Here is an 18,010-nt window from a genome sequence, read left to right as displayed (position 1 = left end):
CCCGCGAGCTGTCGAAGGACTTCGGCCCGCTGTCCATGACACTGCTGTTCGAGTGCCAGACGATGGGGGAGCTGGCCCGCTACCTGTCGGAGCGCCACGGCGAGGCGGTGCTCCGCCTCGAGAACACGGTGCCCGACTCAGCGCCTCGTGCCCTCGCGACGCCGGTGGTGGAGGACGCCATCGCCATCATCGGCGTGAGTGGGCGCTATCCGCAGGCCGCGACGCTGGAGGACTTCTGGGAGAACCTGCGGACGGGGCGGGACAGCATCGTCCAGGTGCCGAGTGAGCGCTGGGATGTGAGCCGCTTCTTCAACCCGGACAGGACGCGGCTCGGCTCCACCTATACTCGGTGGGGCGGCTTCCTGGATGACGCGGACAAGTTCGACCCGCTGTTCTTCAACATCCCCCCGAGCGACGCGGGGCTCATCGACCCTCAGGAGCGCCTGTTCCTCGAGACGGCCTGGGCCACGCTGGAGGACGCGGGCTATACGCGCGCGCGGCTCGGCAGGCGCGTGGGTGTCTTCGTCGGCGTCATGTATGGCGAGTACCAGTTCCTGGGCGTGGAGGCGCTCGAGGAGGGGGGGCGCATCGCCCTCAACTCGTCCTATGCCTCCATCGCCAACCGGGTCTCGTACAGCCTGAACCTCCAGGGGCCCAGCCTCGCGGTGGACACGATGTGCTCGTCGGCGCTCACCGCCATCCACCTGGCCTGCAATGCCCTGCGCCAGGGCGAGTGCGAAGCGGCGCTCGCGGGAGGCGTCAACCTCTCGCTGCATCCGAACAAGTACCTCTCCCTCAGCCAGGGGCAGTTCGCCTCCACCGATGGGCGCTGCCGCAGCTTCGGCGAGGGCGGAGATGGCTACGTGCCCGGCGAAGGTGTTGGCGCGGTGCTCCTCAAGCCGCTCTCCCGCGCGGTCGCGGACGGGGACCGCGTGCTGGGGGTGATTCGCGGCAGCGCACTGAACCATGGCGGCAAGACGAATGGCTACACCGTGCCGAACCCCAAGGCGCAGGGCGAGCTCATCGAAGCCGCCTTGCGACGGTCGGGAGTCGACCCGCGCACCATCGGCTTCGTCGAGGCGCACGGGACGGGGACGTCGCTGGGAGACCCCATCGAGATCTCCGCCCTGACGCACGCCTTCCGTCGGTTCACCGAGGACGCGCGGTTCTGCGGCATCGGCTCGGTGAAGTCGAACATCGGCCACCTCGAGTCGGCGGCGGGCATCGCCGCGCTGACGAAGGTGCTGCTCCAGATGCGGCACCGGACCTTGGTGCCCACGCTTCACGTCGACTCGCTCAATCCCCACATCGACTTCGAGCACTCCCCCTTCCGCGTCCAGCGCGCGGAGGCTGCGTGGGTGCCGGTCGTGTCGACGGAGCCTCGGTTGCGCGCGGCCATCAGCTCCTTCGGGGCGGGGGGCTCGAACGCCCACCTCGTGGTCGAGGACTGGGCTTCTCCGGACGCTTCGACTCCGCGTCCGGAGGTCCAGGGGGCCTGGCTGATTCCTCTCTCCGCCAGGGACGAGGACCGGCTCACTGACGTCGTGCGGCGGCTGCGTGACCATCTGCGCGGAGCACGCGAAGCCATCCGGCTCGATGACCTCTCCTACACGCTCTGCGTCGGTCGTGAGCCGATGGATGAGCGGCTGGCGCTGGTGGTCTCGTCGGTGGATGAGCTCGTTGCCGCGCTCGGAAGGTGGCTCGGGGGAGGGCGTGATGAAGCCCCCTTCCATCGTGGCCGCAAGAGCCCCGGTGGCGCGCGGGACTCCTCGTCCGGGGGGCAGGAGGGCCATCCGCTCGAGGTGCTCGCTCGACGGTGGGTGCGGGGAGCGGAGCTGCCGCTGGCCGAGCTGCCTCGGGACGCCGCGCGCATCATCGCGCTGCCGACGTATCCCTTCGCACGCGAGCGCCACTGGTTCGTCCCGGCTACGTCACTTCGAAAGGAGCGTGGACCGGAGCCGCGCCCCAGCACGCGACTGGACCGCGACTCCGTGGGAGTACGAGGACATGAAGTCGCGGGCCGAGCCATCGTGCCCGCGGCGACGTTGCTGGAGACGGTGCGTGCCTCCGAGGGGAGCGGCTCCGTCATCCTGCGCAACGTCGCGCTCACCGAGCCCGTGGATGTGACGGGGGGCGCGGTCGAGGTGACCGTCCACTTCACGCCCACGTCGGACGAAGGCGTCCAGGAGTTCGAGGTCATCAGCCGGCAAGGGGAGACTCGACGCGTTCACGTGCAGGGCCGTGTGGCACGACGTGGCGAAGGGAGGTCCGAGCGGGTCGACCTCGAGGCGCTCCGTGCCCGCTGCGGCGTCTCGTTGCGTGGCTCCGACGTCTACTCCCGCTTCCGTGAAGCAGGGCTCGACTACGGGCCCGCGTTCCAGTCCATCCAGACGCTGCAGGGCGGCGAGGCCGATGCGCTGGCGTTGCTCGTCCTCCCTCCGGAACAGGAGCCGTCGCGCTTCGCGCTGCACCCCGTGCTGCTCGATGGGGCCTTCCAGGCGGTGGTGGGACTGTTCCTCTCGCGGGAGGCGTCATCACACGGACCCGCCACCGTTCCCTTCGCGATGGGCGAGGTGGAGGTGTTGGGGGCACTGCCTGCGCGCTGCTGGGCGCATGTCGCCCGCTCCACGCGCGGCACTGCGAACGCACTGCTCCACGAGTACGACGTGCGCCTCCTCGATGACGCGGGCACCGTCCTGGCGCGGGTCTCTCGGCTGGTGAGCCGGCCGATGGCCCCTTCCGGAGCCCATGGCACGCACTACTTCCGCCCCATCTGGGTGACGACCGAAGCGGCCCCTGTCGCGTCGGAAGCGCCTCGGGTGACGCTGGTCCTGGACACGCGCGACGACGTGCGGAGCGCGCTTCCGGAGCCCGCGGTCCTCGTCCGTCCCGGGGGGGCTTTCCGCCGCGTGGACCGTCTCCACTACGAGGTCTCGCCCCGCTCGGAAGCGGACTTCGGCCAGCTCTTCGACACGCTGCGGTCGGACGGACTGGAGCCGGAGTGCATCCTCCACCTCTGGCCCCTGCGCGCGGTGTCGCAACCCTCGCTCTCGGACTTCGAGTCGCTGTTCCAGCTCACCCGCACATGGGTGCGGCAGCGGGGGAAGAAGCCGGCGCGACTGCTCAGTGTGTGCGAGGCGAACGACGAGGGTGGTCGTCCTCTCCGCGCGGGACTGGGGGCGTTCCTCCGGAGTGTCTCGCTCGAAGACCCAGCCCTCCGAGGCTCGGTGCTCGCCATCACGGGAGGGAAGGAGCTGACCGGCGTACAGCTCGCGAAGCTCGTGATGCTCGAGGTCGGGAGCCAGGAGCCGGAGGTCCATCTCGACGGCGCGGTCAGGCACGTCCGCCGGCTCGAAGAGGTCAGCCGTCCCGTTGAGTGGGAAGGACTGCCCCTGAAGAACCGGGGGCGCTACCTCATCACCGGCGGATTGGGTGGGCTGGGGGCGCTGGTCGCGACGTTCCTGGCCCGACAGTTCAAGGCGCGCCTGCTGCTGTGCGGACGCTCAGCGCTCGATGCAACAGGGGCGGAGCGTCTGCGCCAACTCACGGCGGTGGGCGCGGACGTGCACTACCAGGTGGCGGATGTGGCCGAGCCCGCGGAGTGTCAGCGTCTGGCCGCCGAGGCGAGGACGCGGCTCGGAGGGCTGGACGGCATCTTCCATGCGGCGGGAGTGCTTCGTGACTCCCTGCTGCGGACCAAGTCCTTCGCGGATGCCGAGCAGGTCCTGCGCCCCAAGGTCCACGGTGCGCTGAACCTGGACGCGGCTTTCGCCCAGGAGTCGCTGGAGGTCTTCGTCCTCTTCTCCTCCCTGGCTGGGGCGATGGGCAATGCGGGACAGAGTGACTACGCGTTCGCCAACGGCTTCCTGGACGGTTTCGCCGAGTCGCGGAGCGGCCGGACCGTGTCCATCAACTGGCCCCTGTGGGACGGCGGAGGAATGAGCGTGCCTCCGGAGGAGCGGCGCTGGTGGGCGGAGCAGCTCGGCATGACGCCGCTGTCCCCCGAGGCGGGGCTCGTGGCGCTCGTCGATGCGCTGCGGCTGCCGCATGCACGGCTCCTGGTGATTTCAGGTGAGGGCGCGCGCGTGCGGACCTGGACGGGGGCCCGGGGCGCTCCGCTGCCTGTCTCCGCGCCCGTGAGTCCCCCTCCCGTGGAGTCCTCGAACGAAGGCCCTCGCGAGCGCGTCGAGCACTGGCTCGGTGGATTGTTGCGCGCGGAGCTTCAGCTCGGAGAGCGCGTGCTGCGGATGGAGACCCCCTTCGAGCAGTACGGCCTCGACTCGGTCCGGGCCATCCGGTTGACCCGCGTGTTGGAAGGGGCGCTCGGCGAGCTGTCGAAGACGCTGTTCTATGAGTACCCCAGCCTTCGCGAGCTGGCGGGCCATCTCCTGGAGAAGTATCGCACCGTGCTGGAGCGGAAGCTGGGGGCCCCGGCGACTCCCATGGCTTCGCCTGCTCTGGCGCGGCCGGAGCCCGAGGCTCCGCGAGTACGGGAGCAGGAGCGCTCCGGGGACATCGCCATCATCGGTGTCGCGGGTCGGTATCCCCAGGCGGAGAACCTGGAGGTCTTCTGGGCGAACCTTCGCGCCGGGCGGGACTCCATCACGGAGATTCCCTCATCGCGCTGGAGCCTCCAGCGGAGCTTCGATGCCGACCGCGCCCGGGCGGGTACGAGCTATGGAAAGTGGGGCGGCTTCCTCGACGGCGTCGCGGAGTTCGACCCGCTGCTCTTCAACATCTCGCCGAGAGAAGCGGAGTGGATGGACCCGCAGGAGCGGCTGTTCCTCCAGACCGCCTGGCACACGTTCGAGAGCGCGGGCTACACGCGGTCCCGGCTCGCGCGGGACGTGGGGGTGTACGTCGGCGTGATGTATTCCGAGTACCAGCTGCACGGTGCGTCCGCGCGTGACGCGGAGCAGGGCTCGGCGGTCAGCGGCTCCTATGCGGCCATCGCCAATCGGGTGTCGTTCTTCTTCGACCTCGCGGGCCCCAGCATCGCGCTGGACACGATGTGCTCGTCCTCGCTGGTGGCGCTCCACCTCGCGTGTGAGGCGATTCGAGGAGGCGAGGTCTCGATGGCGCTCGCGGGCGGCGTCAACGTCTCGGTGCATCCGCAGAAGTACGTGAACCTCAGCGCGGGACAGTTCCTCTCCACGGATGGCCGCTGCCGCAGCTTCGGAGCGGGCGGTGACGGGTATGTCCCGGGAGAGGGTGTCGGCGCCGTCCTCCTGAAGTCCCTGGAGCAGGCGGTCCGGGATGGGGACCCCATCCACGCGGTCATCAAGGGCAGCGCCATCAATCACGGCGGGCGCGTGAACGGCTACACCGTCCCGAATCCGAATGCCCAGGCGGACGTGGTCGCTCGGGCCCTCTCGCGTGCGGGAGTCTCGGCGGCGGACCTGGGCTACATCGAGGCCCACGGCACGGGGACGTCTCTGGGAGACCCCATCGAAATCGCGGGCCTGGACCGGGTCTTCCGCCAGGCGGGAGCGAAGGCCGGGAGCTGCGCCATCGGGTCGGTGAAGTCGAACATCGGCCACCTGGAAGCGGCGGCGGGTATCGCGGGCCTCACCAAGCTGCTGCTGCAACTGCGCCACCGGGAGCTGGTGCCCTCGCTGCACAGCGATCAGCTCAATCCCAATCTCCGGCTGGAGGAGACGCCGTTCACCGTCCAGCGTGCGCTCGCGCCCTGGCCCGAGTCGCCACGTGGACCTCGGCGCGCGGGCCTGAGTGCGTTCGGCGCGGGCGGCGTCAACGCGCACTTCGTCCTCGAGGAGTACGTCCCTCCACGCGAGGAGCGCGCACCCACCTCCGCGGTGAGTCCGCTGCCGTTCGTGTTCTCCGCGCGAACGGAGGCGAGCCTCCTCGGCATGGTGAAGGCGATGGCGGGCTTCCTTCGTGGCTCTCGGGCCGCGCCTCGGGATATCGCCTTCACGTTCGCTCGAGGCCGGGAGGCCATGGAGCACCGGCTGGTGCTGATGGCGTCGGACCTGACGGAGCTGTCACGACGGTTGGAGCAGGTGCTCGCGGGAAGGACGGAGCCCTCCACGTCTCGCGGCCGGGTGCCGCTGGGGCGCGAGATGCTCTCCCAGGTGGACGGGCGTTCCCTCGAGGACCTCGCGCGGCTGTGGGCCACGGAGGTCGACCTCGATTGGTCCCAGCTGCCCGCGCTGAGCGGTGGGCGAATCCTGCCGCTGCCCGGCTACTGCTTCGAGACCCGGCGCTACTGGCTGTGGCCTTCCGAGGCAGAGCCCCTCGAGCTGCTGCGCGGGCTCCGGGATGGCGCACTCTCGATTGAAGAGGTGGAGGCGAGGATGACCGCGGGGGAGGTGCGACGATGAGCACACGGACTCGGATTCTGCAGGCGGTGCGGTCCGGCGAAGTGACTCCCGAGGAAGGGCTCCGTCAGCTCCAGTCGCTCTCGGCCACGGAGCCCCGACACGAGGTGCCCCTCGCGATGTGGCGCTCCGAATGGCGCGCGACCGGGGCATTGCCGGAAGGGGACTCGCGAGGCGCGCTGGACGATGTCCTCCTCCTGGACCGCGATGAGCGCTTCCGTGCCGCGTGCCTCACGGCGCGGGCATCAAGTCCCGTGCTGGTCCTGCGGGGGGCGCACTTCGAGCGAGTGGACGCTCGGACGTATCGAGTCGACCCGCGAAGCGCGGAGGACTTCCGCCGTCTCGTCGAAGCACTGGGTGCCGCCGGGACACGGCCCGCGCGAGTCATCTCCCTCTGGGGCGCCACGGCGGTATCCGAGGGCGCCGCATCGATGGAGTCGGCACTGGAGGAGGGCTTCGACGCCGTCGTGCACCTGATTCAAGCGCTGCATGCGCAGCGCCTTGGAGAGCCTCTGAAGATTCTCTCGGTCCACCCGGAGCGAGGAGGGGCCCCTGTCGCGGCGCTCGCGGGGCTGGGGCATGCGCTGTGGCTGGAGAATCCGCAGCGCGTCCTTCGGACCATCGAACTCCGTGAGCCGGAGGAGCGGTTCTCGAGGGCCTGTGTGGCGGCGCTCCTGGCGGAGCCGGAAGGTCCACCGGCCCGCGTTCGGTATGCGGACGGCCAGCGCTGGGTGAGGGTGCCCGACACGGGAGCGCCCGTGCAGCGGCGTTCGAGTCCGGGGAACACTCGGCTGCGCGAGCGCGGTGTGTATCTGATCACAGGAGGACTCGGGGGCCTGGGGCGCATCCTGGCCGAGCACCTGGCCCGGTGCTGCCGAGCGCGGCTGGTGATCTCGGGGCGCAGGGTTCCGACGCAAGAGGATGAGGCGACCCTCGACTCCCTCCGGAAGCTCGGCGCCGAAGTGCTCTATGTCCCCGCGGACGTGAGCCAACGAGAGGGTGTCTCCTCGCTGCTCGCCGAGGCCAGGCGTCGCTTCGGCTCGCTGCACGGGGTCTTCCACGGTGCGGGTGTGGCGGCGCGGACGGGCATTCTCTTGGACAAGTCCCTGCCCGCGATGCGCGCCGTGCTCGCGCCGAAGGTGACGGGGGCGGTGCTCCTCGACGAGCTGACCCGCGACGAGCCCCTGGACCTCTTCGTGCTGCTCTCCTCGCTGGCGAGTCAGGGGCTCAGTGAGGGCGTGGCGGAGTACGCCTTCGCGAACCGCTTCCTCGATGAGTTGGCGGAGCAGCGCGCGGCCCGCGTGAGGCGGGGAGAGGGGGGCTCGGGTGCCTCGCTCTCCATCTCCTGGCCGTACTGGCGAGAGGGCGGGATGCGCCAGAGCGCGCCTGTCATCGAGGACATGCGTGAGCGCGCGGGACTGGAGCCGCTCTCCACGGGGGACGGGCTGACGCTGTTGGACCAGGCACTGGAGTCCGGCTCCACCTGGTGCCTGCCCATCGCGGGGGACCGGGTCGCGTTCGCGAAGTACCTCACACAGTTCGAGCCTCCGACCACGTCCTCTCCGACCCACACAAGTGCTCGCGGTCCCCAAGCCCAGGGCGCCTGGCTCGAGGAACTGCTCAAGCGCCTCACCGCGGAGCTCGCGGGGATGCCGAGCGAGGAGGTTGAGCTGGAGCGGCGCCTGGCGGACTACGGGCTCAACTCCATCGCCCTCACGCGCCTCATGAAGCTGTTGTCGGAGAAGCTCGGCGCGCTCCCCAGGACCTTGTTGCTCGAGCACCAGACGCTGGCCGCGTTGCGGGACTACCTCCTTCAGCACCACGCGGTGGCGCTGGACGCCGTGGTCGAACGTCCTCGCGTCGATGTGCCAGCGAGCGTCCCCGCGAGGGTCGAGCGCGAGGTGGCCATCATCGGCCTGAGCGGCAGATACCCGGGGGCCCGCGACGTGCGAGCCTTCCGCGACAACCAGCGAGAAGGGCGTCGGAGCCTCCGAGAGCTTCCCAGCGAGCGAGGCGACTGGAGCCGCTGGTTCGACGCACGGCTCGAGCAGGCGGCGCAGGGGAAGATCTACCGCCGCACGGGTGGCTTCCTCTCCGGGGTCGAGCTGTTCGATCCGCTCGCCTTCCAGATGACTCCGGCCGAAGCCAAGGGACTGCATCCAGAGGAGCGCCTGCTCCTGCAAGCCGCCTGGGAGGCCATCGAGGACGCGGGCTATGCGCACACGGCGCTCGAAGGGAAGCGCCACGGGGTCTTCATTGGCGTCAACGGCTTGAGCTATCCGCTGCTGGGATTGGAGCGTTGGTCGGAGCGCGGAGACGTGCTGCTCGACCAGAGCTACTTCGGCCTGCCCAATCGCATCTCGCACTTCTTCGACCTGCGAGGACCGAGTGTCCCGTTCGACACGGGGTGCTCATCGGCGCTGGTGGCGCTCGACGCGGCCCGCAAGGCCATCGCGCGGGGAGATTGTGACGGTGCGCTCGTCGGCGCGGTGAACCTGTACCTCCATGTCTCCCGTTTCTCGACGCTGTGCCAGGCGAGGCTGGCCTCGACACGTGATGAACCGCTCCTGTTCGAGCAGGGCGGCGATGGCTTCGTCCCGGGCGAGGGCGTCGGGATGGTGTTGCTCAAGCCCCTCGACGAGGCCCTGCGAGATGGCGACCCCATCCAGGGTGTGATTCGCGCGACCTCGGTGAGCCACAAGGGCCGCGGTGCGTCCTTCCTGCTCCCGTCTCCCCCCGCGCAGCGGGCCTTGATCGAGCAGACCCTGGCGGAGGCGGGGGTGGCTCCGTCGGACATCGGCTACGTGGAGCTTCAGGCCGTGGGGGCCGAGACGACGGATGTCTCGGAGTGGCGCTCGCTGAGCGGGGTGTTCGGCGGCGCGGAGGCAGGGGCTCGGTGCGCGCTGGGCTCCGTGAAGCCACTGATTGGCCACCTGGAGGCGGCTTCGGGGATGGCGCAGCTCACCCGCGTGCTGCTTCAGCTTCGGGAGGGCGAGCTGTTCCCCACGCCGGTGGCGGCGAACCTCCATGAGGGAATCTCCCTCGATGCCGCGCCCTTCCATGTGCTGAAGGAGCGCGGGCCCTGGCCTCGCCCACGGAGTGCGAAGGGAGAAGGTCCTCGCCGAGCGCTGGCCGGCTCCGCGGCGGCGGGAGGGACCCAGTCCTTCGTCGTGCTGGAGGAGTGGGTTCATCCCACCCGGGCGCCGGTTCCGCGCCGCGAGGAGCTGTGTGTGCTCTCCGCGAGGAGCGTGGAGCAGCTTCGCCGCACCGCGAGCGTGCTTCGTGACCACCTGCGCTCGGAGGAAGGACGCGCTCAGCGTCTCGCGGACATCGCCTACGTGCTCCAGGCCGGACGTGCGCCGTTCGCGCATCGGTTCGCGGCCGTGGTCACCGACACGGAGCAACTCCTCGCGTTGCTGGAGGCGCTGAACCAGGAGGGCAGGGCGGCGGAGACGGGACGTGTCTCGGTCGTCGAACGAAGCCGCTCCCAAGGGGGGTTGTCGGAAGCGGCCGCGTCCGCCATCTACGAGCGGCGTGAGCTTGGCGTCGCCGCGGAGCAGTGGCTGGGTGGGAAGGTGATTGACTGGGCGCGAGTACCAGGCGCGGACCTCTGCCGCCGTGTCTCGCTCCCCACCCATTCCTTCGAGCAGCGCCGCTGCTGGAACGACGAGCGCACCGAATCGGAAGCCGTGGCGCCACAGGGGGTGGTCTCCGACTACTACAACCGCTTCGCCGGCGACGTCGACCCGAAGGAGGAGATCTACCTCATCTTCCCCTACTTCCCGGAGAAGCTCCCGGGCTTCTCTTGGCTGATGACGTTCTTCGAGCCGCATCGGCGGCCCGAGCACGCTCGGTACATGCTGGCCCGGCAGAAGGACATGAAGGCGGTGCTGTACCGCCACGTGGACTTCTCACGCGTCCGGACGGTGATGGACATCGGCTGCGGATTGGGGACGGACCTCATCCAGCTCGCGCTGCGCCATCCGGGGCTCTCGGGGGATGGCTTCACCATTGCCCGGAAGCAGGTGGAGAGCGCGCGCTCGCGCATCGCGAAGGCTGGGCTGTCTCAGCGGCTGCGTGTCGATTGCCACGACAGCTCCAAGGACCCGTTCCCGCGTCGCTACGATTTGATCATCGGCTTCGAGGTCATCTTCCACATCGAGGACAAGCACGGCGTGTTCGGCAACATCGCCGAGCACCTGGAGGAGGGGGGGCTGGTGGTGCTCGCGGATGGGGTCGCGAACACCGTGACGGAGATCAACCTCCCACATCTGGGCCAGTACACCAACACGGCTCCCCAGCTCGCGGAGATCCTGGCTCGGCACCGGCTGCGCGTCGTGAGCTGCGTCGACACGAGCGAGGGTGTCAGCCGCTTCCTCGATGACGAGCACCTGGAGGAGAACCTGGCCCGCGTGCGCGCGGAGTACCCCGAGGCCGTGCACGAGGAAGGTCAGCACCGAGGGTGGACGAACTTCGGCAAGGCCCTGGGCGCGGGGCTCATCCGCTACCTCTTGTTCACCCTCGAGAAGGCGCCCCAGGGGGAGGACGGGGCCGCGCTCGTCCAGCTCAACCGGACGCGAATCGAAGGTGCACGGTCCTTCTCGAGCGCGCTCGAGGCGCTCGAAGCGGAGGCGGGGCCGAAGCCCCAGCAGCGAGCGCCCGTCGAGGCACAGCTCATCGCCGTCGCGGCCGAGGTCTTCGAGATGTCACCGTCGGAGCTGGACCCGACGGCCTCCTTCAAGGACTACGGCATCAGCTCCTTGTCCGGCCTGCGCTTCATTGACGCGGTGAACCGTCGTCTGAACCTGCTGCTGAAGATGGAGCACTTCTTCCAGTGCCCCGACCTTCGCTCGCTCGGCGCCTTCATCCAGGCGCATGAAGAGGTTCGCGGCGCGGCCCCGATGCCCGAGCTTCCCCCTGCGCGCGGCGTGGCGCGTGACGAGCCCATCGCCGTGATTGGAATGTCGGGCCGCTTCCCGGGGGCGGAGAACGTCCAGTCGTTGTGGAAGAACCTCCGGGCGGGCGTGGACTCCGTCACGGGCTTTCCCGTCCAGCGGCTCGTGGCGGAGGGCTGGGAGCCCGAGGCCGCTCGGAAGATGGCCGAAGGGTGTTGGGGGGGATTCCTCGATGGCATCGAGGACTTCGAGCCGACGTTCTTCGGCATCTCTCCCGCCGAAGCCGAGATGATGGACCCCCAGCAGCGCCTCTTCCTCGAGCAGTGCTGGGGGACGCTGGAGGGGGCGGGCTACGCGGGCAAGGGCAGCTGGGGTTCCCGGTGCGGTGTCATCGTGGGCCTCTCCGGAAACGAGTACCAGGACAAGGTGCATGGTGAGCTCAGCGCGGACCAGCTCAGTCACGCGATGCTCGGCAACTTCGCGTCGCTGACGGCGTCGCGCATCGCCTACTTCCTGAACCTCCGAGGACCCACCATCACCGTGGACACGGCGTGCTCGTCCTCGCTGGTGGCGGTGCATCTGGCGTGTCAGAGCCTGCGCAATGGCGAAGCGGACCTCATGCTCGCCGGTGGCGTGACGCTCTACCTCACGCCGGAGCCGCTGGGGGTGATGCGGCATGTCGGGATGCTCTCGCCCTCGGGGCGGTGCAAGGCCTTCTCCGAGGACGCGGATGGGATTGCGATCGGCGAGGGCGTGGGGGTGGTGTTGCTCAAGCCGCTCTCCCGCGCGCTCGCTGACGGGGACGTGATTCACGGGGTCATCCGAGGTTCGGGGACGAACCAGGACGGGAGGACCAATGGCATCACCGCGCCCAGCCTCGATGCGCAGAAGCTGTTGGCCGTCGACGTCTACGAGCGGAGCGGGGTGGATCCGGCGACGCTCAGCTACGTGGAGTGCCACGGCACGGGGACCAAGCTGGGAGACCCCATCGAGATCGCCGCGCTCTCCGAGGCGTTCCGTCGCTTCACACGCAACCGTCAGTTCTGCGCCGTCGGCTCGCTGAAGAGCAATGTGGGGCACACGACGGCAGCCGCGGGCATCGGAGGACTCATCAAGGTCCTGCTGTCGCTGAAAGCGCGCGAGCTTCCGCCGACGCTCCACGTCCGGACCGAGAACAAGCACATCGCGTTCAAGAACACGCCCTTCTATGTGAACACCACCTTGAAGGAGTGGGCGTCACCCGGGCCCGAGCCGCGACGGGCGGCTGTCAGCGCGTTCGGCTTCAGTGGCGCGAACTGCCATGTGGTGGTCGAGGAAGCGCCCTCGGCACCGCGTCAGCCCGAGGCCCGGCGGCGACCTGTGAGCCCGTGGGTGGTGCCCGTGTCGGCGCCGACGCCGGAGCGACTGCGTGCACACGTCGAACAGCTCCTCGGCGCGCTGGGCGCGGAGCACCTGGACCTGAGTGACATCGCTCACACGCTGCAAGTGGGGAGGCGTGAGCTGCTTCACCGTGTCGCCGTGGTGGCATCGTCGTTGGAAGAGCTTCGGTCTGGATGGACTGCATTCCTCGCGGGGCGGGAGCTTTCGGGGCTCCACGTCGCACAGGCGCGGCCGGGTGTGTCGCTGGCTGGGTCGGAGTCGGCGTCACCTTCCGAGCTCGCTGCGGCGTGGGTGAGCGGCGCGGAGCTGGATTGGCGGCCCGTGGCAGGAGGAGCCGCGCCTCGGCGGGTTCTGCTTCCGGGGCTGACGTTTGCTCGGAGGCGGTGTTGGATGTCCCGGAGGCCGCAGGCTCCGGTGGTCGTGGCGCCTCCCCCGGCGCCGTTGTCCGTGGCGGAGCCATCTCCCGAGGTTCGATTCTACCGGCCCACCTGGGAGCCCCTTCCGCCGACGGCCGGGGGCGACGCGGGACGAGCACCTCTGCTCCTCCTCAACGTGGACCCGGCCTGGAGTCAGGCGCTCGTCGAGGACCGGCGAGCGCGAGGTCAAGGTGGGACGGTGGTGCTCTCACCCAGCGCCACCTTCACGCTCGAGCAGATGGAGGAGGGGCTGCGCTGCGGGCTCGATGCCTCCAACCCCGCGCACCTGGAGCGGTGTGCCCGAGCCCTCCAAGACGCGGGGCTGGTTCCAGGCTCCGTGGTCGTGGGGACGGAGTCGCGAGGTGCGGCGCTTCAGGTCCGTGAGCTCCCGGCGATGGTGCTGGTCCTCCAGTGGTTGCTTCGCCTGGGAGAGGCACCGCCGCGCAGGCTGGTGTTCGCGGTGCGCTCGGAGGGTGCGTCGAACCCGGTGGCCGAGTCGCTGGCCGGGCTGGGCGCTTCGCTCCGCAATGTGCTGCCGGGGCTGCATCTCGAGACGCTGTGCGTTCCCGTGGACGTGGAGCCCGTCGTCGCGGCGCGGGCACTCCGAGACGAAGTCGAGGCCGCCGAAGCGCAGGCGCATGAGCTGCGCATCCTCGACAACGGAGAGCGGCAGGTCCGCCTCTTCCGACCCGTGGAGAGCGCCGCGAGGCGTGGTTCGGTGATGCGCAAGGGGGGCGTCTACCTCATCACTGGCGGGAGTGGAGGACTGGGGCAGTTGGTCGCTCGCCATTGGGCGAAGCGGTACAGCGCGACCCTCATCCTCACGGGGCGCAGGTCCTCGGAGGCAGTGCTGGACGCGGAGCTGCGTCACCTCCGCCAGCTGGGAGGGGAGGCACGCTACTTCCAGGCGGACGTCGCGGACGTGGCGGCGATGCGCGCGGTCGTCCAGGAGGTGGAGGAAGCCTTCGGATATCTCGATGGTGTGGTGCATGCGGCTGGGGTCATCGACCCGGTCTTGTTCCTGGAGAAGGACGGCGCGTCGTTCTCGTCGGGACTGAGGCCCAAGGTCGAAGGGGTGCTGGCGCTCGACGAAGCGACCCGTGGCTGTGCGCTCGACTTCTTCGTGGTCTTCTCGTCTGTCTCTTCCATCCTGGGAGACTTCGGTGGCGGCGACTATGCGATGGGCAATCGCTTCCTGGACGGGTTCGCGCGGCAGCGGGAGTCGCGGCGCGCGCGGGGGGAGCGGACGGGGAAGACGCTCTCGCTCAACTGGCCTCTGTGGCGGCATGGCGGGATGCACTTCGCGCCGGAGGCGGAGTCGCTGTACCTGCGCACATTGGGCTTGAGCTACCTGGAGGATGCCAGTGGCCTTGACGCCTTGGAGGCCGCGCTTCAGCTGGAGGAGTGCCAGGTGGCCGTGCTCTCCGGACAGAGGGAGCGGCTCGACGCGCTGATGGCCCGAGGAGCGGGGCCGCGTCGCGAGGCCCCTCTCGAGAGAACTCCAGCTCCGGTGGTTGATGTCAGCGCGCTGCGTGACGCGCTTCGGAAGGAAGCCGCCGCGGTTCTGGCGCTGGAACCCGAGGAGCTGACGTTCGATGGGAACCTGGGCGACTTCGGGTTCGACTCCATCAGTCTGAGGACTCTGTCAGGCCGGTTGTCCACGCGGTTCGGCATCTCGCTCGCGACCGCGCAGTTCTACGCCCACCCGACGCTGAGTGCGCTCGCGGCCCATCTCTCGACGCAGGTCCGCTCCGCGCCCTCCGAGAAGCCGAAGGAGGCCGTCGCACCACTGCAGGCTTCGGGGCCTGGGGGGGCGGCTGCGCCTGTCGAGGCAACGAGTGTCGTGTCCGCCCCGAAAGCAGGGCCCACTGAGGTGGTGGGCCTGAGTGAAGCCGTGTCCGCGCGGACAGCAGGGCCCACCGAAGTGGTGGGTCTGAGTGGCGTCGTGCTCGCGCGGACACCAGAGCCCATCGCGGTGGTGGGCTCGAGCGGACGGTTCCCGGGCGCGGAGGACGTGGAGTCGTTCTGGAAGAACCTGGCGCTCGGTCAGACGGCGATCTCCCGCGAGAGGCTGGGGCGTTACGACGACGCGGAAGAGAAGGAGGACACGTCCGAGTATTGGGGCGGCTACCTGCGTGACGTGGATCGATTCGACGCGGACCTCTTCCGCATCTCACCCCGCGAAGCGGAGCTGATGGACCCGCAGCAGCGACTGTTGCTTCAGACCTTCTGGAGCGCGTTCGAGGACGCGGGCCTCACGCCGAAGCGAGTGAGCGAGAGCCGCACCGGCGTCTTCATCGGGGTCGACAAGTTCGACTACGCGGAGCAGCTGCACCGCTCGGTCGAGGCCGTGGACCCGCACTCCGCCGCGGGCATCCACCCCTCGATGATCGCCAACCGCCTCTCCTACTTCTTCAACCTCAAGGGCCCCAGCGAGGTCATCAACACCGGCTGCTCCAGCGCCTCGGTGGCGCTGCACCGGGCCTGCGGCGCGCTCCGGAATGGCGAGTGCGAGGTCGCGCTCGTGGGCGGCGTCAACGTGCTCCTGAGCCGAGGTGCCTTCCTGGCCGCCGAGCACCTGGGGGGCACCAGCCGGAGTGGACAGCCGAAGCCCTTCGACCGGGACGCGGATGGCTCGGTGCGAGGCGAGGCCGTGGGCGCGGTGCTGCTGAAGCGGGTCTCCCAGGCAGAGGCCGACGGAGACCGCATCCTCGGCGTGTTGCGAGGCAGCGCGGCGGCCCACGGAGGGCGTGGGCACTCGTTGACGGCCCCCAACGTCGCCGCACAGACCGAGGTCATCGTCGAAGCCCATCGGCAAGCAGGCAGCGAGCCGGAATCGCTCCAGTACATCGAAGCGCAGGGCGCGGCGAACGAGCTGGGAGATGCCATCGAAGTGGAGGCGTTCAAGGCCGCGTTCCGGCGCCTGTCACCCTCCGCTCCCGTGGGGACCTGCGGCATCGGCTGCCTCAAGGGCAGCATCGGCCACACGGAAGGGGCCTCCGGCATCGCCGCGTTGCTCAAGGTCCTGAAGTCCTTCCAGCATGACGTCCTCCCGGGCGTGGTGGGCTTCCAGACGCCCCATCCCCAGCTCCAGCTGGAGGGCTCGCCGTTCTTCATCCTCACGGGAGGGCAGCGCTGGCCAGCGCGTCCCGTGCGCCGAGCCGCGATTCACTCCTACGGCTTCGGAGGCGTCTGCGCGCACCTGGTCCTGGAGTCCTATCCGCCTCGACTCGAAGCCCCGCGCGCCGAACCACCGCGTCTGGTCGTGCTCTCCGCGCAGGACGACGAGCGGCTCGACGCGCGCATTCGCGAGCTGGTGGCCTTCCTCGAAGCAGGGCCTCGGACGCTCTCCCTGACGGATGTGGCGTTCACGCTGCTCGATGGACGCACGGCCATGGAAGCCCGGCTCGCGGTGGTGTGCTCATCCCTGGAGGAGCTGGGCTCGTTGCTGAGACAGGTCCTCGACGGTGTCACACCACCCTCGGTCTTCCGAGGCGAGGGAGGCCGGAAGGAGGGCGCGCTCGCGGGCTTGTTCGACGGCGCGGAGGGCGGCGACATCGTGCGGATGCTCATGCGCTCCGGGAACCTGGGCAAGCTGGCCCGGGCCTGGGTCGCGGGGGCGGTGCTCGACACCACGCAGCTCTTCGCGGGAGAGAAGCCTCGGCGGGTGGGGCTGCCCACCTATCCGTTCCGGAAGGAGCGCCACTGGCTGAAGGCCGCACCGGTGAGTCGTGTGCGCGTCACGTCGCGGCCCGAGGAGTCGCCCTCGGTGGTCACCGACCTCCAGCGGATGCTCACGGAGCTGCTGAAGCGGGACGGCCTGGACCCGGACCGGCACCTGGTCGAGTACGGCATGGACTCCTTCATGATGACCACCTTCATGAAGGCCGTGCAGCGCAGATATGGCGGCACCGTGCCGTTGTCCGCGCCGCTGGCGCACCCGACGATTCGCAAGCTCGGGGCCTATCTCTCTCAGCTGGAGGGTGTGTCTCTTCCCGAGCGGGCAGACTCAGCGGCGAGGAGAACTCCAGAATCCACTCAGAGCGGCCCGTGTCCCGAGCTGCTCTCGGTGAACGCGAAGGGACAGGCGCGTCCGTCGTTCTGGTTCCACGGGGCCCCCGGTCTCGCGCAGATGTACTACCGCCTGTCCGACTCCCTCGGACCCGAGTACCCGTTCTACGCGCTCCAGGCGCGAGGCGTGGACGGCAGGAGCGCGCCATTCACGACGCTCCGGGGGATGATGGACCACTACATCGACGCCATCCGGCGGGTCCAACCTCACGGGCCCTACGTGCTCGGGGGCTACTCCTTCGGGGGGCTCCTCGCCTTCGAGGCCGCGCAGCAGCTCAAGCAGCGCGGCGAGGAGGTCCAGCACCTCATCATGTTCGACACCTATCCACCGGAGCTGCTCGAGGCCTTCGAGCGCTCGGGCGGCCCGCCGATGGAGGGGATGCGCGAGGTCCAGCGGCTGATGAACGCGATGATGTTCTTCTCGGCGGAGCTCGACACGCCCGTCTGGGACGTCATCTCCGTGGACGAGCTGCGGAAGATTCCCTCGGGGGCACAGCTCGCGCACCTGGCGCGACTCATCAAGCAGCGCGTGAAGACGGCGCTCGGCGTCGATGAGATCTATTCGTTCCTGGCCGGTGTGGACACCATCGTCGGGATTACCGAGACCATCACCCGGGACTACCGACTGGCCCCCTATGACGCCTCCGACGTCCTCTACTTCAAGACCGCGCGGTTCCTGGCCCCCGACAGCGCGTTCGTGATTCCCGATGTCTCGCCAGAGGACGTGGGGGTGTCGAGCGACGTCCTGAAGAAGCTGGACGCACTCGACTACACGACCGCGTGGCGCGACGTGACGCGGCGCACGTTCAAGGTCGTGAACTTCGAATGTGACCACATGAGCTTGTTCCTGAAGCCAACCCTCGATGAGGTCTGCGGGCACCTCCGGACGTTGCTCGCCCCGGGAGCGTGA

2 protein-coding genes (1 of these 2 running past the window's edge) are annotated in these 18,010 nt (G+C 69.3%); both read left to right on the top strand.

Going from position 1 to position 18,010, the window contains the following annotated elements:
- Positions 1–6,341, top strand: partial view of a non-ribosomal peptide synthetase gene (locus tag MYSTI_RS43295; protein WP_015350860.1) — the 3' portion only. It extends 16,594 nt beyond the left edge of the window; the window shows 6,341 of its 22,935 coding nt (coding positions 16,595–22,935); its start codon lies off the left edge, out of view; it ends in the stop codon at positions 6,339–6,341.
- Complete coding sequence (locus MYSTI_RS26390) at positions 6,338–18,010, top strand: SDR family NAD(P)-dependent oxidoreductase (protein ID WP_015350859.1); 11,673 nt, start codon at positions 6,338–6,340, stop codon at positions 18,008–18,010. The genes MYSTI_RS43295 and MYSTI_RS26390 overlap by 4 nt, the downstream gene beginning before the upstream one ends.

Origin of the sequence: Myxococcus stipitatus DSM 14675 (assembly GCF_000331735.1) — a bacterium.
Classification (GTDB): Bacteria; Myxococcota; Myxococcia; order Myxococcales; family Myxococcaceae; genus Myxococcus; species Myxococcus stipitatus.
This window is presented reverse-complemented; position numbering and strand designations above follow the sequence as displayed.